Origin of the sequence: Chryseobacterium mucoviscidosis (assembly GCF_002177115.1) — a bacterium.
In the GTDB taxonomy this organism is placed as follows: Bacteria; Bacteroidota; Bacteroidia; order Flavobacteriales; family Weeksellaceae; genus Chryseobacterium; species Chryseobacterium mucoviscidosis.
The window spans coordinates 334,023-353,905 of sequence record NZ_MVAG01000122.1 but is presented as its reverse complement, the minus strand read 5'-3'; the positions used below and the strand labels follow the sequence as shown (position 1 = coordinate 353,905).

Here is a 19,883-nt window from a genome sequence, read left to right as displayed (position 1 = left end):
TAAATTTTTAGCTGTTTAGTCCCTTTCCGAAAAACTCGGAAAGGGATTTTTTTAAAATATTAAATAACTGCCAGTTATTTTTTAAGCCACGTCTGGTTTTCTTTATTCTCAGAGCGTTTTCTGCCATTATCAATATTATAAGCAAAGCCGACTCCTAAAGTCTGTTTTAGCTGTGTTTTAGCAATCTGATTATGATCGTACAGTAAGTCCAGCGTTACATTCGTGGAAATAAATTTATTAATTTTCATATTCAAAATTCCGCTGTATGCTAAAACAAGTCTTTCAGGATGATCCAGATAATTAGAGAAAACAGAACCTGTATTCATTAAAGTAATGTTCTCCATGATCTTTAGTTTATACATTGCTGTTCCCAAAAAACCGAATTGAAACAGAGAAGAATCACCGTCATTCTTTAATCCATAAATTCCCTTATATTGAAGTTCTTTATCTAAAACAAAGGTCCATCTTGCATTGGCAGGACGTATTGTTGCCGTAAAATTATCATTGGGTCTGTAAGTAACTCCGGCTCCCATATTAAGATAACCCGGAGCCATGAAATTTGAAATTTTCGCCGCATCAGGATTATTTCCGTCTGCATAACCCGGTGCAAACTGTGTCTGTAAACTGGCTCCTGCGGAAATATACCAGTTTTTTGCAAATTCTCTTCCATAATTAGTGGAAAGATTAATTACATCCTGAGTTTTTCTCGTTCCTACTCCTTTCGTATTATTTTGTCCGTATCCGAGAATAATAATATTTTCCCAGAGATCTTTTCCTTTTTCGTACGTAAGATTATAGTTTACTCCGGCAAGCCAACCCACATTATTGGCTCCTCCTCCAACCCAGTTGGAAAAAGCTGCCTGATTGAGCATTAAGGTATTCTGTCCCTGAATGCTCAATACTTTTGCTGTATCCGAAACAGCAGCTTCGCTTTTTTCCTGAGCGCAGAGATGAATCCCTAACAAAACGATAAGTGGAAGTAATTTTCTTTTCATAAGTTTATATTTTGGTTTAAAATTAAAAATAAAACTTACTGATTTGTTAAAAATTTTGAACTTAAAAGAATTTATGTGAAATTATTTTACACTTAGTCAATATAAAGTCGGTAATTAAAAGGGTAAAAGGTAAATGAGAAGATATGATCAGTCATTGTATTTAATTCAAAGATAGCGTTCCTACGGAACGCCGAGTATCTCGCGAATATGATTTCTACACAAATAAAGCTCCATAGAGTCTTTACATAGGCTTGAAACAAATTAAAAAAAGATTATAAAGAAATAAAAAATCACAGTTTAAGCCAATCATTTTTATCTATTAACATCATGAAAAAAATATGTTACTTTTTTTCTGAAAATATTAGGTTGGAAAATCATTTTTTGATTATATTTGTGAATCGAAATAATTTTTTTTCATCATTTGTGTTTTTTTAGGCTCCTTTCTAAGGAGTCTTTTTTTATTTTTATCAGGTAACGCGCTTTCTATTGCTTGAAGCTATCCATTCATCTTTTTTACATTTGCTGCAGTTTCCTGCCATACCTTTGTGTTTTTCTTCCGTATGTCCGCAGAACGTGCATGAATAAAATCCTTCATGAACAATCGTTTTCAAAGGATGATCCAGAGAATCCGGCATAATCGGAAGTCCGTACTTTACTCTTTCATCTTCGAAATAAAACACACTGATTTCTCCCGAAATTTCTTCAATGGCACTTTCGATCTGTCCCAACTGAGAAATTCCTTTTAGTCTTAATTCAGCAAAAAATTCATCACTGCCGAGATTTTCTTTTTTAAAATTTTCAATGGAAAATTCTCCGTTTTCGATCAGGCAGATCGATTTTCCCTCAATAAGTTGTTCGATTTTTTTATTTTTTGCGATAAAATAGGTTACAATGGTGTACAGAAGAATAATCACCGCAAAAACGATAAACGAAGAAATAATTCCCACATCTTTATTGAACATTGGATCTCCCGCCGCAGAACCCAGTCCGATAATCACCACAAGTTCGAAAATCGAAAGCTGCTTCACTCCCCTTTTTCCCAAAACTCTTAATCCGATAATGATCGTGATGAACATAATGGCGGTGCGGAGAATGATTTCCAGAATAAAAGACCATTCTTCGTGTCCCATCAGAAGTTCTTTCCAGTCTAATTCTAAAAGAAATACGGATAGCATATAAAATTTATTTTTGCAAGGTTCAAAAAATACGCCAAGCAAAAGGAAAATGCGGCATGAACGTTTGTACTGAAAATAAAAACCGTCTCTGTTGAAACGGTTTTTCTCTTATTCTTTAATCCATTCTTCCCGAAGCAAAGCATAGATCACATCATCTGTCCAGTTGTTTTTCCAGAATAAACTTTTCACAAAATGACCTTCTTTTCTAAAACCAATGCGTTCCATCAGTTTAAGTGAATCAATGTTTTCCGGATCTACAGAAGCCATGATTCTGTGTTTTTTCAGATCGCTGAAAAGAAAATTAATTACTCCTTTTAACGCTTCAGAAGCATATCCTCTTCCCTGAAAGTCTTTATTTAAAGTAATTCCTAATTCCACCTGCAAATTTTCTGCACCAAAGAAATGAATTCCGATATCGCCGATCACAGCTTTTGTATCTTTTTCCGTAATTAAAACCTGATACCAGCTTTCCGGCTGATTGAATTCTTTGTTATTTCTTTCAATAAACTGTTCAACATCTTTCAATGTTTCCGGAATCCAGCCCTGAAATTTATTCGCTTCCGCATCAGAACGATAATTGAAAATTGCCTGTTTATCGTCCAAAGTCAGATCCCGAATCAGTAATCTTTCTGTTTCTAAATGCATTTTTTATAATTTGATCCGGCTAAATTAAGATTTAATCTCAAATCTTTAAGCAAGAGATTTAGGCACCTAATTCAGCTTCTTCGCCGTCATTCAGCACAAAACATCTTTCTTCCAAACCATTTTCCTGAATTTTTTCTTTAATGAATTTTCTGTCTTCTTTAGAATGACTTACAGTTTCAAGATGTGTTACCCAGACCTTTGAATTCGGCGCAGATTCACAGACTTTCAAAATGTCATGACTCGTCATCACAATCGGATCTCCCACTACAAAAGTTGCTGCTCCTCCCGCAACAATAATGTGCTCCGGCTGATGTTTTTTAATTGCCTGTTCCACTTCTTCACACCAGATACTGTCACCCGCAATATAAACAGACTGTTCAGCATTTTTAAAGACAAATCCATGAACTACGCCCATTTGTTCTTCAATTTCTCCTGTTCCGTGATGTCCGTTCGTTAAAGAAATTTCAATATTTTTAAACTGTACTGTATCATTGAAAACAATCACATTTTTAAATCCTGCCTCAGAAATCTGTTCGGAAATGATTTCAGGACAAATGATGGGTACATTTTTATCTAAAAGTTCAATCGCTTTCGGGTCCCAATGATCGGGATGAAGGTGTGTAACGGCTACCGCATCAATCGTTTTTAATTTTTCCTGAAGTTCTTCCTCAGTGAAAGGTAAATCAACTAACGGATTCAATAATTCATTGTCTACCATCGGAAATTGTCCCAAAGAACCTTTTACACCTAACATCGGATCAATTAAAATGTTCAATCCATCAATATTTAAAAGCAGCGTTGCATTTCGCCATAATTGTAATTTCATTTTCTTTAATTTTGTATCTGCAAAGCTATTGTTTACCTGAAATTAAATAATGGCTGGTTACCAAAAGGTGCACTATATACAATTTTGTAACGTATGTTATTTGAAGAATTTAAAAATTGCGGACTGAGAAAAACACTGGACATGATTTCCGGAAAGTGGAAACCGCTTATTTTGTCCAATCTTTTTGAGCAAGAGGAAGTCCGTTTTGTCGAATTATGGCGGAAAATGCCGAAAGTTTCAAAGAAAGTTCTGGCAGAACAACTCAAACAAATGGAGGAAGATCATATCATTCAACGGGTTGAAGTCTACAATTTTCCTCCGGAAGTATATTATAAATTAACGGAAAGAGCCCAAAAGCTCGGTCCGATCCTTGATGAACTTCACCAATGGGGAAACGAACATCAAAGAGTTTAAAATCAATTAATTACTGAAGCTTTCCAAAACTTCAAGAATATTCCCATACACAAAATCCAGTTCTTCAGGCGTAATGCAGTAAGGCGGAACGAGATACATCACATTTCCCAAAGGACGCATGATGATTCCTCTTTTTAAAAATTCATGATACAAAACCTTCCCGATTTCGTTAAAATAGGATGCTTTTTCATCATTTTTAATTTCCCAGGCGATAATCGTTCCGGTCTGTCTCACATTTTCAACTTTCGGATGATTTTTTAAAACCTGAGAAAAATTGAAATGTTTCTGACTGATTAGATTGATTTTTTCCAGCGTTTCTTCTTTCAAAAGCAATTCCATACTTGCCAAAGCCGCTGTACAGGCTAAAGGATTTGCCGTGAAAGAATGACCATGAAACAAGGTTTTGTATTTGTCATCCGACAAAAACGCTTCGAAAATCTGTTGTGAAGAAGTTGTAATTCCCATCGGCATTGTTCCGCCTGTTAATCCCTTTGAAAAACACATGATATCCGGTTTTTCCGAAAGATAATTTGCCGCAAACAGCTTTCCGGTTCTTCCGAAACCTGTAAAAACTTCGTCCTGAATCATTAAAATTCCCTTTTCTCTGCAAAATTTCATCAATTCTGATAAATCTTCGGCTTTATGCATCAACATTCCCGCTGCTCCCTGAATCAAAGGCTCGTAAATGAAACAAGCCATTTCTTCAGCATGATTTTTTATGATGGATTTTAAATCTTCAATATTTTCAGAAGTCGGCGGATCAATAAAGATCACTTCAAAAAGCATTTCCCCGAAAGGTTTTGTCCAGACACCTCTTCCGCTCACCGACATCGCTCCGAACGTATCACCATGATAAGCTTCTTTAAAAGCCAGAATTTTCGTCTTTTCTTTTCCCTGATTATGCCAGAACTGAATACACATCTTCAGCGCCACTTCCACCGCAGTAGAACCGTTATCCGAATAAAAAACCTTCTCCTGATTTTCAGGCAGCAGTTTCAGTAAATTCTCAGAAAGCTGAATGGCTGATTCGTGTGTAAATCCCGCAAAAATAACCTGTTCCAGCGTATTCAACTGTTCAGAAACTCTTTGTGCAATGTACGGATTCGCGTGACCGTGAAGCGTAACCCACCACGAAGCTACTGCATCGATGTATTTTTTTCCGTCTTCATCATAAAGATAAATTCCGCTTCCTTTCACGATCGGGATTGCATCTTCCGCTGTTTTCATCTGCGTGTAAGGATGCCAGTTGACGGCTCTGTCGCGCTCTTGTAAATTCATAAATAATAGGTTGTAATTTTTAATTTTATCAATGGTGAATTGTCAATCGTAAATTGTAAACGCAAAGATTCTATTTCTAAATTAATATTTAAGATAAGCAAAGTAAAGCAGATTTCATCTGCCATTAAGTGAACGCTTCATCATCCGTCTCTGACGGAAATTTCTTTGATTTACTTATTAGTTTTTCTTTGCGTTTAATCATTCTTTATATTTATAGATAAGTACTAAAAATTCAATGGTGAATTGTCAATCGTAAATTGTAAACGCAAAGATTCTATTTCTAAATTAATATTTTAAGCTAAGCAAAGTAAAGCAGATTTCATCTGCCATTAAGCGAACGCTTCATCATCCGTCTCTGACGGAAATTTCTTTGCTTTACTCATTATTAAAACAAAACATTTTTCTTTGCGTTTAATCATTCTTTACTTTAATAGATAAATACTGAAAATTCAATGCTGGATTGTCAATCGTGAATTGTTATTATTCACACCCCAAAAAATTGACTATTGACCATTCACTTTTCAGCACATCGTTTTCTCTTTCATCATCGGCTTTAATCCCAAATTCTGCAACATCTGCATATCCTCAGAAACACCCGGATTTGGCGTTACCAGAAGCGTTTCTCTTTCCCCTGTAAAGATCGAGTTGGCTCCCGCCATGAAACACCATCCCTGCTCAAATTCAGTCATTTCAATTCTTCCTGCGCTTAAACGAACCATTGATGAAGGCATTACAATTCTTGCTGTGGCGATCATTCTTACCATTTCCCACGTATTCGTTTTTTCGTTATCCTGAAGCGGCGTTCCTTCTACTCTTGCCAATGCATTGATCGGGACAGATTCCGGATGTTTCGGCATTGTTGCCAATGTTAAAAGCATTGAAATCCTATCTTTTGGCGTTTCTCCCAATCCGATAATTCCTCCCGAACAAACCGTAATTCCGGCTTTTCGTACATTATTAATCGTATTGATTCTGTTGTCGAACGTTCTTGTGGAAATAATTTCATCGTAATATTCCTCGGAAGTATCCAGATTGTGATTATATGCATACAAACCTGCTTCCTGAAGGCGTTTTGCCTGATCTTCCGTTAACATTCCCAACGTACAGCACACTTCCAGTCCAAGTTCATTTACGCCTTTTACCATATCAATAACACGGTCGAAATCACGGTTGTCGCGCACTTCTCTCCACGCTGCAGCCATACAGAAACGCGATGAGCCGCCTTCTTTTGCTTTTTTGGCATGTTCAATGACTGTTTCTGTCGGCAGTAAAGCCTGAACTTTGATATTCGTATGATAACGCGCTGCCTGTCCGCAATACGAACAGTCTTCCGGACAGCCTCCTGTTTTAATTGAAAGCAATGTAGACATCTGAACTTCTTCAGGATTATGCCACTCACGATGAACCGTTGCAGCTTTATAAACAAGTTCCAGAAGCGGAAGATTGTATATTTCTTCTATTTCTTCCTTCGTCCAGTCGTTTCTTAATTGATTCTTATTCATGATTCTATTTTTTCTAATTGTTGTGCAATATTTTCTATACTTTCTTTTGTTATATTTTCAAGGTCAGGAATTCTTATAATTTCAGTTTCTGATGGAACATTTTCACAAATAACCCTTTCTGTGTCTGGTGGAAAATTTCCGTTGAGAATTAAATAGTTCAGTTTAATTTTCTTTTGGTTTAAAACTAAAACAGATAACAATGTATGATTGATGCAGCCTAAATAATTCTTCACAACCAAAACGGCGGGAACGTTCAGCTTTTCAATTAAATCAATAATAAATTCATTATCATTCAACGGAACCATCAATCCTCCCGCTCCTTCTATGATTAAATGATTCTGTGTTTTCGGAATTTGGAATTCATTTAAATCAATCAAGATTCCTTCTTCCTTTGCCGATTGATGCGGTGATGCAGCCAGCTTAAAACGATATCTTTCCGGATGGCAAACCGTATGTTCTCCCACCCAGTTTTTAATTTTCATCGTGTCGGAATATTCCAGATCTCCGGACTGAACCGGTTTCCAATACTCTGCCTCAAAATATTTGGTTAAAACCGCCGAACAAACCGTTTTCCCTACTTCTGTCCCGATTCCTGTGACGAAAAGGAGTTTTTGCCCTGAGTTTTGTGTTTCCATTTTTACTTTTTTTATATCCATATTTATATCCATCAGTTTGTCATTCCGTAGGAATCTAAACAGCGTTTTTAGAGTGTTTTTTTTAATTTTAATTGCTTAGATTCCTACGGAATGACAAACTGATGTTGATTTTTATATTAACTAAAATCTCTGATAATCCCCGTTAACTTCAAAATTTCTTCTTCTGTATTAAAACTGTGCAGGCAAATCCTCAATCTTTCTGTTCCTTCTTTTACACTCGGACTAAAGACAGCGTAAGTCAAAAATCCATTATCAAATAAAGTATCCTTTAAAGCTTTCAATTTCTGATTATCAGGAATAATAATCGCCTGAATCGGGCTGCTTTCAGAAGACGGAGTAATCAAATTCTGCTCACGAAAAATTTTAATATTTTCCTGAAGTTGAATGGATAATCTACTGTTTGCTTTTAAAAATTCATATCCGCAAAAAATGCTCATCCACAGAAAATCGTGCGCTGAAGTCGTATAGATAAAAGGGGATGCAAAATTGATGAGATAAGATTTAATTAAATCATTCGTTAAAATCGCCGCACCATGCGTTCCCAAAGCTTTTCCATAGGTTACAACCGTTGCTGAAACTTTTTTCTGTAGGTTAAACTCACTCACCAAACCGTTTCCAAAAACACCGAAAGCATGAGCTTCATCCACAATTAACTGAGCATTGTATTTTGCTGTGATTTCTGCAATCTCTTTCAAAGGAGCAATATCTCCGTCCATCGAATACAGGCTTTCAACAGCAACATAGCAAAGTCCGGTTTGCTTTTTCAGAATCCTTTCTAAATCTTCAATATCATTATGTCTGAATTTCAGTTTTTTAGCATTTGACATACTATACGCATCATGAACGGAACGATGAATTTTTTCATCCACAATGATGATATCATGACGGGTCGGAAGCGTTGAAAAAAGAGCCAGATTGGCATTATAGCCCGAAGAAAAAAGCAAAGCCGATTCGTATTGATGTTCTTTGGCTATACATTCTTCTGTTTCAGCAACAGTTAAACTATTTCCGCTGATCAGTCTGGAACCAGTACTTCCTTTCAGTAATTCCGGCTTTTCGTTGATTTTTTTTAATAAAATCTGCTGAAAATCTTTATTTCCTGCCAATCCCAAATAATCGTTGGAATAAAAATCCACTCCTTCTTTTTGAGATTTTAAAACCCGTAAGGTTCCGCTTTCTTTTCTTTTTTCTAAAGCTTCCTGAAAATGGCGAAAATTATTCAGCATAATTTACCTGTAAAATCTCTTTTGAAATGGCATCAATCCATTGGTTATGAAGACCTTTTTCAATTTCCAAAATAATTTCTGCGTGAATTTTCCAGTCTTCTGAAAAATCGTCCAACTGATTAATCATTTCCTCCAAATGTCCTTCTTCCTCCAAAATAATTGATTTCACCATAATTTTTGAGGTATATTTTGTCAGAATTTCCTGATAAAACGGATACAGTTCATCGGCACGAACCTCAATAGCATAGGTTACAAACAGATACGCCGCATATTTTAATTCTTCTTTACTGAGATTGAAATTCTGCTGAAGATACTTACACGCTTTAATGTCAAGAGAATGAAGATATTGTCTCGTTGCCGTTGCGGCTAAAAGTTCATTGCTATTGTACGTTTTGCACATTTCGGGATCAATTTTCAGGATCTGCTTTTTAAGATAATAAGCATGGCGATGTTCTTCCGCAGCGTGTTTTAGCTGTATTAAACTCACGTTAGTCGGATGTTCGCAAGCTGAAATTTTTCTGGCTCCTGCATTTTCCATAAAGGAAAGCGTATTCAGCCATTTTGCGTGCGTTTCATTTTGCTGAACAATTTTTTCTAAAAGACTGTACAATTCCATTCTTTTTTGTTTTGGTTCAAAAGTAGTATATTGCCGGATGGTTGTATGGTGCCAGTTTTAAGATTATGGATAGTCCGGTTAAAATTCCTTATCAGAGTTTCATAAAAATCAATAGAAATTCCGAAGTTTCTATTTATATGCAGATTTCCAATCAGCTTATTAATGCCATTCAGCGCGGTTTTTTGCCATTCGGAACCAAACTTCCGGGAACAAGAATGCTGAGCGAAATTCTGAATGTTCACAGAAACACCATTGTTTCTGTCTACGAAGAACTGTTTTCTCAGGGATGGGTGGAAAGTCTTCCCAACAAAGGGACCTTTATCATCGGAAAAGACCAGTATCAGTTTTTGGAATCGAAAAATTTACAAAAAATTCAGCTCGAAAATTATCCCAAATCAACAGGATTTACCTTCAAAACATCCAATATTTTAGATAATCCTTTTGAATATTCCAATTGTGAATACATTTTTAATGACGGAATTCCCGACATCCGCTTAACTCAGATCGATCAGCATTCCAGAATTTACAGTTCTATCTTAAAAAGAAAAGCTCATAAAATCGGACAGTACAATCAGGATGGAAGTGAATTTTTTAAAGAAAATCTTTCAAAATATTTAAATTTATCCAGAGGACTGCCTATTTCTAAAAATAACCTTCTCATCACAAGAAGCACAGAAATGAGCATTTACATTGCTTCGGAAATTCTTTTATCCGAAGGGGATATTGTTTTAGTTGCAGAACTGAGTTATTTCTCTGTGAATATGATTTTTCAAAAAGCAGGGGTGAAAATAAAAGCAGTATCCATTGACAGTGATGGAATTAACACAGAAGAAGTCAGGAAAATTTGTCAACAGCAAAAAGTGAGAATGCTGTATCTTACGCCGCATCATCATTATCCTACAACGGTTACGTTGAGCGCACAGCGCAGATTAGAGCTGCTGAATCTTGCGAATGAATTTGGCTTTATTATTCTGGAAGATGATTACGATTACGATTTTCATTATGACAAGAGTCCGCTTCTTCCGCTTGCAAGCGCAGATACGAACGGAATGGTAATTTACATCGGTTCTTTCGGAAAATCTTTAGCTCCCGGTTTTCGGACAGGATTTATTGTCGCTCCCGAAAATCTGATGTCTGAAATGAGGAAACATTTGGGAATTATCGACAGACAGGGTGATATTTTAATGGAACACGTTTTAGGAGAAATGATTGCCGAAGGAGAAATTAACCGATATCTGAAAAAATCATTAAAAATTTATCAGGAAAGAAGAGATTATTTTATTCATCTCATTCAGCAAAATTTAGGAAATTATATACAATTCGAAAAACCGTCGGGCGGACTTGCGGTCTGGGCAGAATGGCAAATTCCCATCAATTTAATGCAGCTTTCTAAAAACTGTGCGCAAAACAATTTATTTATTCCTAAAACCTTACTTTATCAGAATAAAAATCTAACCGCCATGCGTTTAGGATTTGGAAACCTCAATACCACAGAAATGGAAAAATCGGTTGAAATAGTAACGGATCATGTGAAAAAGATGCTACATTAAAGATTTTTAAATATATTGGTTAGATTTTTGAATGTAAAAAATAACAAAATTGCACCATTGAAACTTATCACATTCACAAATAAAGGCATTTATTGTCCGCAGGGAAAATTTTATATTGATCCTTGGCGACCCGTTGATTTGGCTGTCATTACTCATGGACACGCCGATCACGCACGTTGGGGAATGAAGAAATACTTGTGTCATCATTTTACCAAACCTATTCTGCACAAAAGAATCAGCGAAGATCTTGAAGTTCAGAGTGTGGAATATGGCGAAATCATCAATATCAACGGCGTAAAAGTTTCACTTCATCCTGCTGGTCATATTATCGGCTCCGCGCAGATCCGACTGGAATACAAAGGCTATGTAAGCGTTATTTCAGGAGATTATAAAGTTCAGGATGATGGACTAAGTACCCCTTTCGAACTGGTAAAATGCAATGAATTCGTTACCGAAAGCACTTTCGGACTGCCGATTTACAACTGGCTGGAAGTTCCGGATCTGAATAAAAAACTCCAGAACTGGGTTCTCAGAAATCAGGAAAATCAAAAAACTTCTGTTTTCATAGGTTATTCTCTGGGAAAAGCACAACGCGTAATGAAGGCGGTTGAAGGAATGGGAAAAATCCACGTCCACTACTCGATCGGAAAACTGAATAAAGCCTTTGAAGAAGTCGGAATCATACTTCCGGATTACGAAATTCCCGATTTCAGGGAAAGCATCAAGCACGTTGCAGGAGATATCGTGATTGTTCCGCCTGCTTTGCTGGATTCCAATGTCATCAAAAAAATTCCGGATGCCGCAACGGCAATTTGTTCCGGATGGATGCAGGTTCGCGGTGCAAGACGATGGCGGAGTGCCGATGCAGGTTTCCCGATGAGCGACCACGCCGACTGGAAAGGTTTGTTACAGGCTATAAAAGCCACTGAAGCTGAAATCGTTCACGTCACGCACGGACAAACTGAAGTTTTTTCTAAATATTTGAATGAAATCGGGATTAAATCTGATGTGGTGGAAACGCTTTACGGCGATGATGATGAGGAAGAAAAAGAGAAAGAAATTATTAAAGACTAATAATTATAGCGATGCAGGAAAGCTCCGTAGGAGCTTACTGTTAATAGAAAAATTAAAGCGCAATAAAGCGGAGCTCCGTAGGAGCGACCTGTTAATAGCCCATCATAATTAACGCCGAATTGCACGCAGCCCGGTTTGAACGGAGCTCTTTTTGTGGAGCAAAGCGGAACAAAAAAGCGGGAGTGGAAGACGAATTAAGCTGCCCAAAAAATTGTTAACATACGTTTAAAAACGCCAATTAAAATTTATGAGACATTTCGCAGAACTAATCAATGCTCTCGAAAGCACCAACAAGACCAATGCAAAAATCGATGCCATTATCGATTATTTGGAACGTGCGCCTGACGAAGATAAAGTCTGGTTCATTGCTTTGTTTACAGGCAAAAGACCCAAGCGGAATGTAAACACCAATTATATGAAAGAATGGGCTTTGGAAATCACAGAATTACCGTTCTGGCTGTTTCAGGAAAGCTACTCTTCAGTCGGAGATCTGGGCGAAACCATTTCCCTGATTCTTCCACCACCAACGGAAAAAATCGAACGTTCTTTGTCGGATTGGATGAATGATATCATCAACTTAAAAACAAAAACCGACGCTGAGAAAAAAAAATTTGTCCTGAATTCTTGGAATGGTTTGGATTACACGGAACGGCTGATTTTCAATAAATTATTGGGTGGAAGTTTCAGAATCGGGGTTTCAGATAAAACACTGATTAATGCTCTGACGAAATTTTCCGGACAGGAATCCAGCGCATTGATGCACAGTTTAATGGGAAAATGGCAGCCAACAGAAGCTTCATTTCAGGAATTAATTTCGGCTGAAAATGTAAATCCGGATAATTCAAAACCCTATCCTTTTTGTCTGGCTTATCCATTGGAGAAAGATTTGGAAGAACTCGGGAAACCCGATGAATGGCTGATTGAATACAAATGGGACGGAATCCGCGGACAGATTATCAAGCGAAATGATGAAGTTTTTATCTGGTCGAGAGGTGAAGAATTGGTGACGGAACAGTTTCCCGAAATCGCAGAAACCGTTCAGCAAATGAGCGGAAATTTTGTAATTGACGGCGAAATTCTCGCGGTAAAAGACGATAAAGTTTTAAATTTTAACGAATTACAAAAACGTCTCAATCGAAAGACATTAACAAAAAAAATGCTTTCCGAAATTCCAATCGAAGTCTTTGCGTATGATCTTTTGGAACTGGAAGGGAATGATTTGCGTGAAAAACCCATCTCCGCAAGACGTACCATGCTTGAAGAATTATTATTGAATGAAAACCCTGAAAACATCAAAATTTCCGAATCAATAGAATTTGAAAACTGGGAAGAATTAAACCAGATCAGAGAAAATTCCAGGGACATCAACAGTGAAGGTTTGATGCTGAAACAGAAAAACTCACATTATCATTCCGGAAGAAAAAAAGGCGATTGGTGGAAATGGAAAATCAGTCCTTTAACGATTGATGCCGTTCTGATTTACGCCCAAAAAGGAAGCGGAAGACGAAGCGCATACTACACCGATTATACTTTTGCCGTGAAAAATGAAGATAAACTGGTCACCATCGCCAAAGCATATTCCGGATTAACGGATAAAGAAATTATGGAAGTCAGTAAATTTGTGAATAAGAATGCCATTGAAAAATTCGGTCCTGTTCGAACGGTGAAAGCTGAACTTGTTTTTGAAATTGCTTTTGAAGGAATCGGCTTCAGCAACCGTCATAAAAGCGGCGTTGCACTGCGTTTCCCAAGAATTTTACGATGGCGGAAAGATAAAACGGTGGATGAAATTGATGATTTGGAAGAAATAAAAAAATTAATACAGTAATAAATTAATCGCAAGGAGAAACAAAATTTTTTATACTTTGCTTACTAAATGTTAAACTAAGCCGCTTCGCTTATCAAGGAAACACAATTTGCATTTCCTTGATAAGTGAAATACCATCGTGTATCTTTAAAAAGATGAATTTTATAATCCTTTGTTTGACTTTGCGATAGATAAAAACAATAATTTGAGCAACTTCGAAAATACCAACGGCTTTAAAGTCATTCAGCAAGATGGAGAAAGGATAAAACGGTAGATGAAATTGATGATCTGGAAGAAATAAAAAAATTGATACAGTAATTATAAACGCTAAGATCGCAAGGATTTTATTTAAAACTTTGAAAACATATTTCGTTCGCAAAGGCGCTTCACTCAGCCACGGCTTGTGCTATCATTTGCTGAACGAAGTGCCTTCGCGAACGAAAATATAAAGAATTAGAAATCAAAAATCTTTGCGCTCGCTGCGTTAAAACAAAAACATCATTTAAAATTTGAGCAACTTCGAAAATACCAACGGCTTCAAAGTCATTCAGCAGTGGATGGCGGATAAAGGCAATTCCCCTTTTAAATTTCAGGTCGATACGTGGCAGAAATTCGAGAACGGCTACAGCGGAATGGTCATTGCTCCGACCGGTTTCGGGAAAACATTTTCTGTTTTCTTAGCATTGTTAACCCATTTTTTAAACCATCCTGAAAAATATGGAAAAGGCTTAAAAATGATCTGGATCACACCGCTCCGATCACTTTCAAAAGACATTGCCAAAGCAATGCAGGAAGCCATTGACGAAATCGGACTGGACTGGTCTGTTGGCGTAAGAAACGGCGACACAGATCCGAAAGTACGGCAGCAACAGGTAAAAAATATGCCTGAAATTCTCGTAGTTACACCTGAAAGCTTACATCTTCTTCTCGGGCAGAAAAATCACGAACGTTTTTTTAAGGAACTGAAAACTATCGTTGTTGATGAATGGCACGAATTGCTGGGTTCAAAACGCGGGGTAATGGTAGAATTGGGAATTTCTCAACTCACAAAATATGCTCCCAAAATGAAAATCTGGGGAATTACGGCAACCATCGGAAATCTGGATGAAGCGATGGATGTTTTAATTCCTTATGACATAAAAAAAACAAAAATTACAGCCAAAGAACAGAAGAAAATTGATATTCTTCCCGTTTTTCCGGACGAAGTGGAAATTCTTCCGTGGGCAGGACATTTAGGCGCAAAATTAGCTGATAAAATCGTTCCTATCATTTTAGAATCAAAATCTACGATTGTTTTTACAAATACCCGAAGCCAGAGCGAAATGTGGTATCAGTTGTTGCTTGAAGCCTATCCCGATTTTGCAGGACAGATTGCCATTCATCACAGTTCTATTGATGCACATCTGAGAATCTGGATCGAGGAAAATCTAAGTTCCGGAAAGTTAAAAGCCGTCGTTTCTACCTCTTCTCTGGATTTGGGAATCGATTTTAAGCCGGTTGACACCGTTATTCAGATTGGTTCTGCAAAAGGCGTTGCGAGATTTTTGCAGCGTGCAGGACGAAGCGGTCACTCCCCTTTTGAAACTTCAAAAATTTACTGTGTTCCGACACATTCCTTGGAACTGATTGAAGTTGCCGCTTTAAAAGAAGCCGTAAAACAGAAAGTGATTGAGCCGAGAGATCCGCAGGTTCTGTGTTTTGATGTTTTGGTTCAGTTTTTAATGACTTTGGCGGTCGGTGACGGATTTTATCCGCAGGAAGTTTACAAAAGAATTAAAAAAGTATATGCTTTTCAGGAAATGACGGATGAAGAATGGAAAAGCATCCTCGATTTTCTTACCATCGGCGGAAGTGTGCTGAAAAGCTATGAAGAATTCCATAAAATTGTGATTCAGGAAGACGGTTTGTATAAAGTGACGTCACGAAAAATTGCCATGCTTCACCGGATGAATATGGGCGTTATCGTAAGCGATGCGATGCTGAAAGTGAAATTTATTTCCGGCGGGTATATCGGAATGGTAGAAGAATATTTTATTTCAAAACTCAAAAAAGACGAAAAATTTATTTTGGCAGGAAGAGTTCTGGAAGTCGCGATGATAAAAGATATGACGGTTTTTGTCCGCGCTGCCAAAGGAAAAGCTTTTGCACCGAGTTATCTGGGAGGAAGACTGCCTTTAAGCTCAAATTTAGGACAATTTTTAAGAGAAAAATTATCCGGAGCGCTTAATCCGAAAGCTTCAGAAAAGGAACTGAAATTTCTGAATCCTTTGCTGATGAATCAGGAAGAACGTTCTCACATCCCGAAAGAGGACGAATTTTTGGTGGAACTCATTAAAAACCGCGAAGGATTCCATCTGTTTATGTATCCGTTTGAAGGTCGGCTTGTTCACGAAGTAATGTCGGCTTTAATCGCTTACAGAATCTCCAAACTGGCTCCGATTTCCTTTTCAATGGCGATGAATGATTATGGTTTTGAACTGTTCAGCGACAAAGAAATTCCGCTGAATGACGAAAATCTCCATAAAATTCTGAGCAGGGAAAATCTGATGACGGATGTAATTTCCAGCATCAATTCAGCAGAAATGGCAAGAAGAAAATTCCGTGACATTGCGGTCATTTCCGGAATGGTGATCCAGAATTATGCAGGAAAACAGCGTTCCAACAAATCTCTGCAAAGTTCGGCAGGACTAATTTTCAAAGTTCTGGAAGATTACGATCCGAACCATTTCCTTGTTAGACAAGCTTATACAGAAGTTTTTAATGCACAATTGCAGGAACAGCGACTGGTGGAAGCCTTTAAACGGATTGAAAAATCAAAAATAATCCTGAAATTTGCCAATACTTTTACCCCGCTGAGTTTCCCGATAAAAGTGGACAGTCTGCGGCAGACGCTTTCCAGCGAAGGACTTGATGCGAGAATTCAGAAACTGATTCAGCAGGCGAAAAAAGGGAAATAAAGCTAATTGTCAATAAGTCAATTATGAATTTTACGGCGTTGTGTCATTCAGAACATAGACAGAAAGTCTACGAACGCAGTTCAGAAGTGTAGTGAAGAATCTATTTCAAATTTGAGATTCTTCCTTCGTCAGAATGACAATTACAATGCTAACGTTTTTATATCAGATGAAAATAGTAACAAAAAATATCCATATTCAGGACGAAGTCTTTACGTTAACCAATCAGAGAGCATTATTCTGGAAAAAAGAAAAAGCCTTGATCCTGTCAGATCTTCATATTGGAAAAACAGCCCATTTCCGCAAAAACGGAATTGCGCTTTCCGATCATATTTTTGAAAATGATCTGCAGCGATTGTCCGTTTTAATCGAATATTTTCAGCCCGAAAAATTTATTGTTGTCGGCGATCTGCTTCACGCAGGAGACAATTCCGGAGTAGACAAATTCTGCGAATGGAAAGCCGAGTTTCCCAACCTTGAATTTCATCTGGTAGAAGGCAATCACGACAGAATTTCGAAAAAATTAGAAGCTAAACTCTGCCTTAATTTCAGGGACGAAACCCTACACATTGATGATTTTTTATTCGTTCACGATTTTCAGAAAAAGAATGAAAAATTTCAGATTACGGGACACATTCATCCCGGATTTGTCATTAATTCTGTGGTAAAAAAAATCAAACTGCCTTGTTTTGTTGTTACGGAAAATCAATTGTTGCTTCCCGCTTTCAGTGAATTCACAGGTTTAGATACAAAAAATCTCCCTAAAAAAGGAAGATTCTATGTATTTACGGATGCTGAAATTTATGAGATTTAAAATGTTGAATCTCACACCTTATCATCATTCTGAAATATTTACGAAAACAAAATTTTATTAAACGCTTCCGAAGCCAGATGAACCTGAACCGCCCAATCGTCTGCGGCATCGCTTCCAGCATCATCGGAAATATATTTCAGGCACAGGAAAGGAATTTCTTCCTTCATCGCTATCAAAGCCAAAGGATAAGCTTCCATATCTACAATATTATAAACCGCTTCCGAATGATTCATCTCGAAACTGTCGCCGCTTCCGCAGATTCCTTCCGGAAGATCGTGTCTTTTCAAACCATATTCCAAAACGGGCGGAATTCCTGAAAGCGGGGTTTCGTACAGGCTGAAACCAAGTCCTCTCACATCCATATCGCGCTGAATAAATTTTGTACAGCACACAACATCACCTTTATGGAAACTTTTGCTTCCTGCAGATCCCAGATTAACAATCAGTTTCGGTCTTTTGCGGTAGATTTCTTTAGTTAATTCCATCGCGGCATTTACTTTTCCGATGCCTGTAATCAGTTTATTTTTATCGTTAAATACTTTTCCTGCTTCAGAATCCAAAGCAAAAACAAAAAGAGTGTCTTCAACCGAAAACTGAAGTTCGTCGTTTATTTTTATCATTTAATTAAGCTTAGATTTCACAACTGTCTGTATCACACGAAGCTCCATTGTCTGAAAGTTTTTGCAATGGAGTGACCGTTTCATCGTAAGTCTGCTGCAATGCACTGGTAAAAAGTTCAACAGGCTGAGCTCCGGAAACCGCATATTTTCCGTTCAGCACAAAAAACGGAACACCGGAAACTCCATTATTCCTCGCTTCTGTAATGTCTCTGCTAATTTCTTGATGATATTCTTCGGAAGCTAAAACTTCCTGAGCTTCTTCCTGATTAATCCCCAAAGAACCGGCAAGATTAACCAATGTTTCCACATCTCCAACATTTTTACCATCTACAAAATGAGCGATGAAAAGAGCTTCTTCCATTTCGTTTGCCTTGTTGTATTTTTTGGCTAAATGCAACAGTTTATGAGCAGAAAATGTATTGGTAATCAATGCTTTTTCAAAATTAAAATCAATTCCGGCTCCGCTTCCCATCTGTTTTACCTGCGCGATCATCTGCTGTGCCTGAGCTTCAGGGAAACCTTTCTTTTCTTTAAAATATTCGGAAGTTGTCTTTGTTTCTTTCGGGTCTAAAGTAGGATCTAACTGAAAACTCTTCCACTCTATTTCTACCTGATCTTTAAAAGGCAGATTTTCCAATGCTTTTTCAAAATTGTTTTTTCCTATATAACAGAACGGACACATCACATCCGACCAGATTTCTACTTTCATTTTCAATATATTTTTATACTGTTTTAACGCAAAGTGCGCGAAGATTTTTTTAATAGCTATTCGTTTTTAAGTTCACAGAGTCGTTTCACTTAAATAAGCAAACAGAGTTTTTTTTATTTTTAAATTCTTTTTCTCCGGTTTATTTTGTAATTAAAAACAGCAGTACAAAAATACTCAATTTACTGATGAAAAAGTATTCATATTTATTGGTTTTGCTGATGAAAGGTATTGACGGAAATATTTCATTGTTTTATAAATAATCAGGAAATTTGCTCCATGAAAATCATACCACTGAAAGAAGGAAATTTTTCTACCAATAAAACCAAAGATTTTACGCTTTTAACTGAAGAAAATAAAGACACGATTAAAGGGATCAAGATGTCGGTTACTCCTTTTTTAATCATTACAGAAAAAGATACTATTCTTCTGGACGCGGGAATCGGATGGAAAAATGAAGAGGGAAAAACGGTGATTTCAGAAATTCTGGAGAAGGAAAATGTTCAACCTGATCAGATCACTAAAGTTTTGCTTTCTCATCTTCACAAAGACCATATTGAAACCACAATTACCAGAACTGAAAACGGATTTGAACCTACTTTTCCGAATGCCGAAATCTATATACAGAAGCGTGAACTGGCTTTTGCCATGGAAAAACGGGGAAATTATTCTTTTGATTTTGATACGCTTGAAAAAATGATCGAGTTCGAAAATATTGTCTGGATGGATGAAGATAGGGGAAATATTACGGATGAAATTTCGTTTGAAGTTGTCGGAGGTCACACTCCGTTTATGCAGGTTTTCTGGATTAAAGAAGGTAATGAAACGGTTTTTTACGGAGCAGATAATCTTCCTCAACAGTCTTATTTAAAGTATCATCTTGCCTACAAAAGTGATTCCGACGGAAAAAGAGCGATGAATTTAAGAATAAAATGGGAAAAAGAAGCTATTGAAAATCATTGGAAAGTTTTACTGTACCACGATCTGGATACTGCTGTTCTGGAATTTTAAACAAAAAAAATGGT

18 protein-coding genes are annotated in these 19,883 nt (G+C 37.1%); 7 read left to right on the top strand and 11 right to left on the bottom strand.

Annotation, left to right across the window (positions count from 1 at the left end):
* Positions 1–74 precede the first annotated feature (74 nt).
* From B0E34_RS13460 to B0E34_RS13445, 4 genes are all read right to left on the bottom strand, one after another.
* Positions 75–995, bottom strand: coding sequence for a DUF3078 domain-containing protein (locus B0E34_RS13460; RefSeq protein ID WP_087710191.1), 921 nt, complete (start codon positions 993–995; stop codon positions 75–77).
* Between the two features lie 467 nt (positions 996–1,462).
* Complete coding sequence (locus B0E34_RS13455) at positions 1,463–2,170, bottom strand: DUF421 domain-containing protein (RefSeq protein ID WP_087710189.1); 708 nt, start codon at positions 2,168–2,170, stop codon at positions 1,463–1,465.
* A gap of 108 nt (positions 2,171–2,278) precedes the next feature.
* Complete coding sequence (locus B0E34_RS13450; protein ID WP_087710187.1) at positions 2,279–2,815, bottom strand: GNAT family N-acetyltransferase; 537 nt, start codon at positions 2,813–2,815, stop codon at positions 2,279–2,281.
* Between the two features lie 58 nt (positions 2,816–2,873).
* Positions 2,874–3,641 (bottom strand): MBL fold metallo-hydrolase, encoded by a 768-nt coding sequence (locus tag B0E34_RS13445; protein ID WP_087710185.1) that lies wholly within the window; start codon positions 3,639–3,641, stop codon positions 2,874–2,876.
* Between the two features lie 93 nt (positions 3,642–3,734).
* Between B0E34_RS13445 and B0E34_RS13440 the strand changes: the two genes are divergently transcribed.
* Complete coding sequence (locus B0E34_RS13440) at positions 3,735–4,055, top strand: winged helix-turn-helix transcriptional regulator (protein ID WP_087710183.1); 321 nt, start codon at positions 3,735–3,737, stop codon at positions 4,053–4,055.
* A 6-nt stretch (positions 4,056–4,061) separates the two neighbouring features.
* On the opposite strand, the gene bioA is transcribed toward B0E34_RS13440, so the two are convergent.
* The 5 genes from bioA to B0E34_RS13415 all read right to left on the bottom strand — a co-directional run bounded on the left by bioA (position 4,062) and on the right by B0E34_RS13415 (position 9,333).
* Positions 4,062–5,333 (bottom strand): adenosylmethionine--8-amino-7-oxononanoate transaminase, encoded by a 1,272-nt coding sequence (gene bioA, locus B0E34_RS13435; RefSeq protein WP_087710181.1) that lies wholly within the window; start codon positions 5,331–5,333, stop codon positions 4,062–4,064.
* 521 nt (positions 5,334–5,854) lie between these two features.
* Positions 5,855–6,835, bottom strand: coding sequence for a biotin synthase BioB (gene bioB, locus B0E34_RS13430; protein WP_087710179.1), 981 nt, complete (start codon positions 6,833–6,835; stop codon positions 5,855–5,857).
* A complete protein-coding gene (gene bioD / locus B0E34_RS13425) occupies positions 6,832–7,470 on the bottom strand; it encodes a dethiobiotin synthase (RefSeq protein ID WP_087710578.1) in 639 nt (212 codons plus the stop codon). The genes bioB and bioD overlap by 4 nt, the downstream gene beginning before the upstream one ends.
* 137 nt (positions 7,471–7,607) lie before the next feature.
* Complete coding sequence (locus tag B0E34_RS13420; protein ID WP_087710177.1) at positions 7,608–8,717, bottom strand: aminotransferase class I/II-fold pyridoxal phosphate-dependent enzyme; 1,110 nt, start codon at positions 8,715–8,717, stop codon at positions 7,608–7,610.
* Positions 8,707–9,333, bottom strand: coding sequence for a hypothetical protein (locus tag B0E34_RS13415; protein WP_185117459.1), 627 nt, complete (start codon positions 9,331–9,333; stop codon positions 8,707–8,709). The genes B0E34_RS13420 and B0E34_RS13415 overlap by 11 nt, the downstream gene beginning before the upstream one ends.
* A gap of 65 nt (positions 9,334–9,398) precedes the next feature.
* On the opposite strand from B0E34_RS13415, the gene B0E34_RS13410 reads away from it, so the two are divergent.
* The 5 genes from B0E34_RS13410 (at position 9,399) to pdeM (ending at position 17,532) form a co-directional block, all read left to right on the top strand.
* A complete protein-coding gene (locus B0E34_RS13410) occupies positions 9,399–10,883 on the top strand; it encodes an aminotransferase-like domain-containing protein (RefSeq protein ID WP_087710175.1) in 1,485 nt (494 codons plus the stop codon).
* A gap of 57 nt (positions 10,884–10,940) precedes the next feature.
* On the top strand, positions 10,941–11,957 hold the full coding sequence (locus B0E34_RS13405; RefSeq protein WP_087710574.1) for a ligase-associated DNA damage response exonuclease: 1,017 nt from the start codon (positions 10,941–10,943) through the stop codon (positions 11,955–11,957).
* A 247-nt stretch (positions 11,958–12,204) separates the two neighbouring features.
* On the top strand, positions 12,205–13,785 hold the full coding sequence (locus tag B0E34_RS13400) for an ATP-dependent DNA ligase (RefSeq protein ID WP_087710173.1): 1,581 nt from the start codon (positions 12,205–12,207) through the stop codon (positions 13,783–13,785).
* A gap of 488 nt (positions 13,786–14,273) precedes the next feature.
* Positions 14,274–16,721, top strand: coding sequence for a ligase-associated DNA damage response DEXH box helicase (locus B0E34_RS13395; RefSeq protein WP_087710172.1), 2,448 nt, complete (start codon positions 14,274–14,276; stop codon positions 16,719–16,721).
* A gap of 166 nt (positions 16,722–16,887) precedes the next feature.
* Entirely contained in the window at positions 16,888–17,532 is a 645-nt protein-coding gene (gene pdeM, locus B0E34_RS13390) for a ligase-associated DNA damage response endonuclease PdeM (protein WP_087710572.1), read from the top strand.
* A 38-nt stretch (positions 17,533–17,570) separates the two neighbouring features.
* Here the strand turns inward: pdeM and B0E34_RS13385 are convergent, their stop codons facing one another.
* Positions 17,571–18,152, bottom strand: a complete 582-nt coding sequence (locus tag B0E34_RS13385) for a 5'-methylthioadenosine/S-adenosylhomocysteine nucleosidase family protein (protein WP_087710170.1) — start codon at positions 18,150–18,152, stop codon at positions 17,571–17,573.
* A gap of 10 nt (positions 18,153–18,162) precedes the next feature.
* Positions 18,163–18,861, bottom strand: coding sequence for a DsbA family oxidoreductase (locus B0E34_RS13380; protein WP_087710168.1), 699 nt, complete (start codon positions 18,859–18,861; stop codon positions 18,163–18,165).
* A gap of 276 nt (positions 18,862–19,137) precedes the next feature.
* Here B0E34_RS13380 and B0E34_RS13375 point away from each other — a divergent pair, with 276 nt between their 5' ends.
* Entirely contained in the window at positions 19,138–19,869 is a 732-nt protein-coding gene (locus tag B0E34_RS13375; RefSeq protein ID WP_087710167.1) for an MBL fold metallo-hydrolase, read from the top strand.
* Positions 19,870–19,883 lie beyond the last annotated feature (14 nt).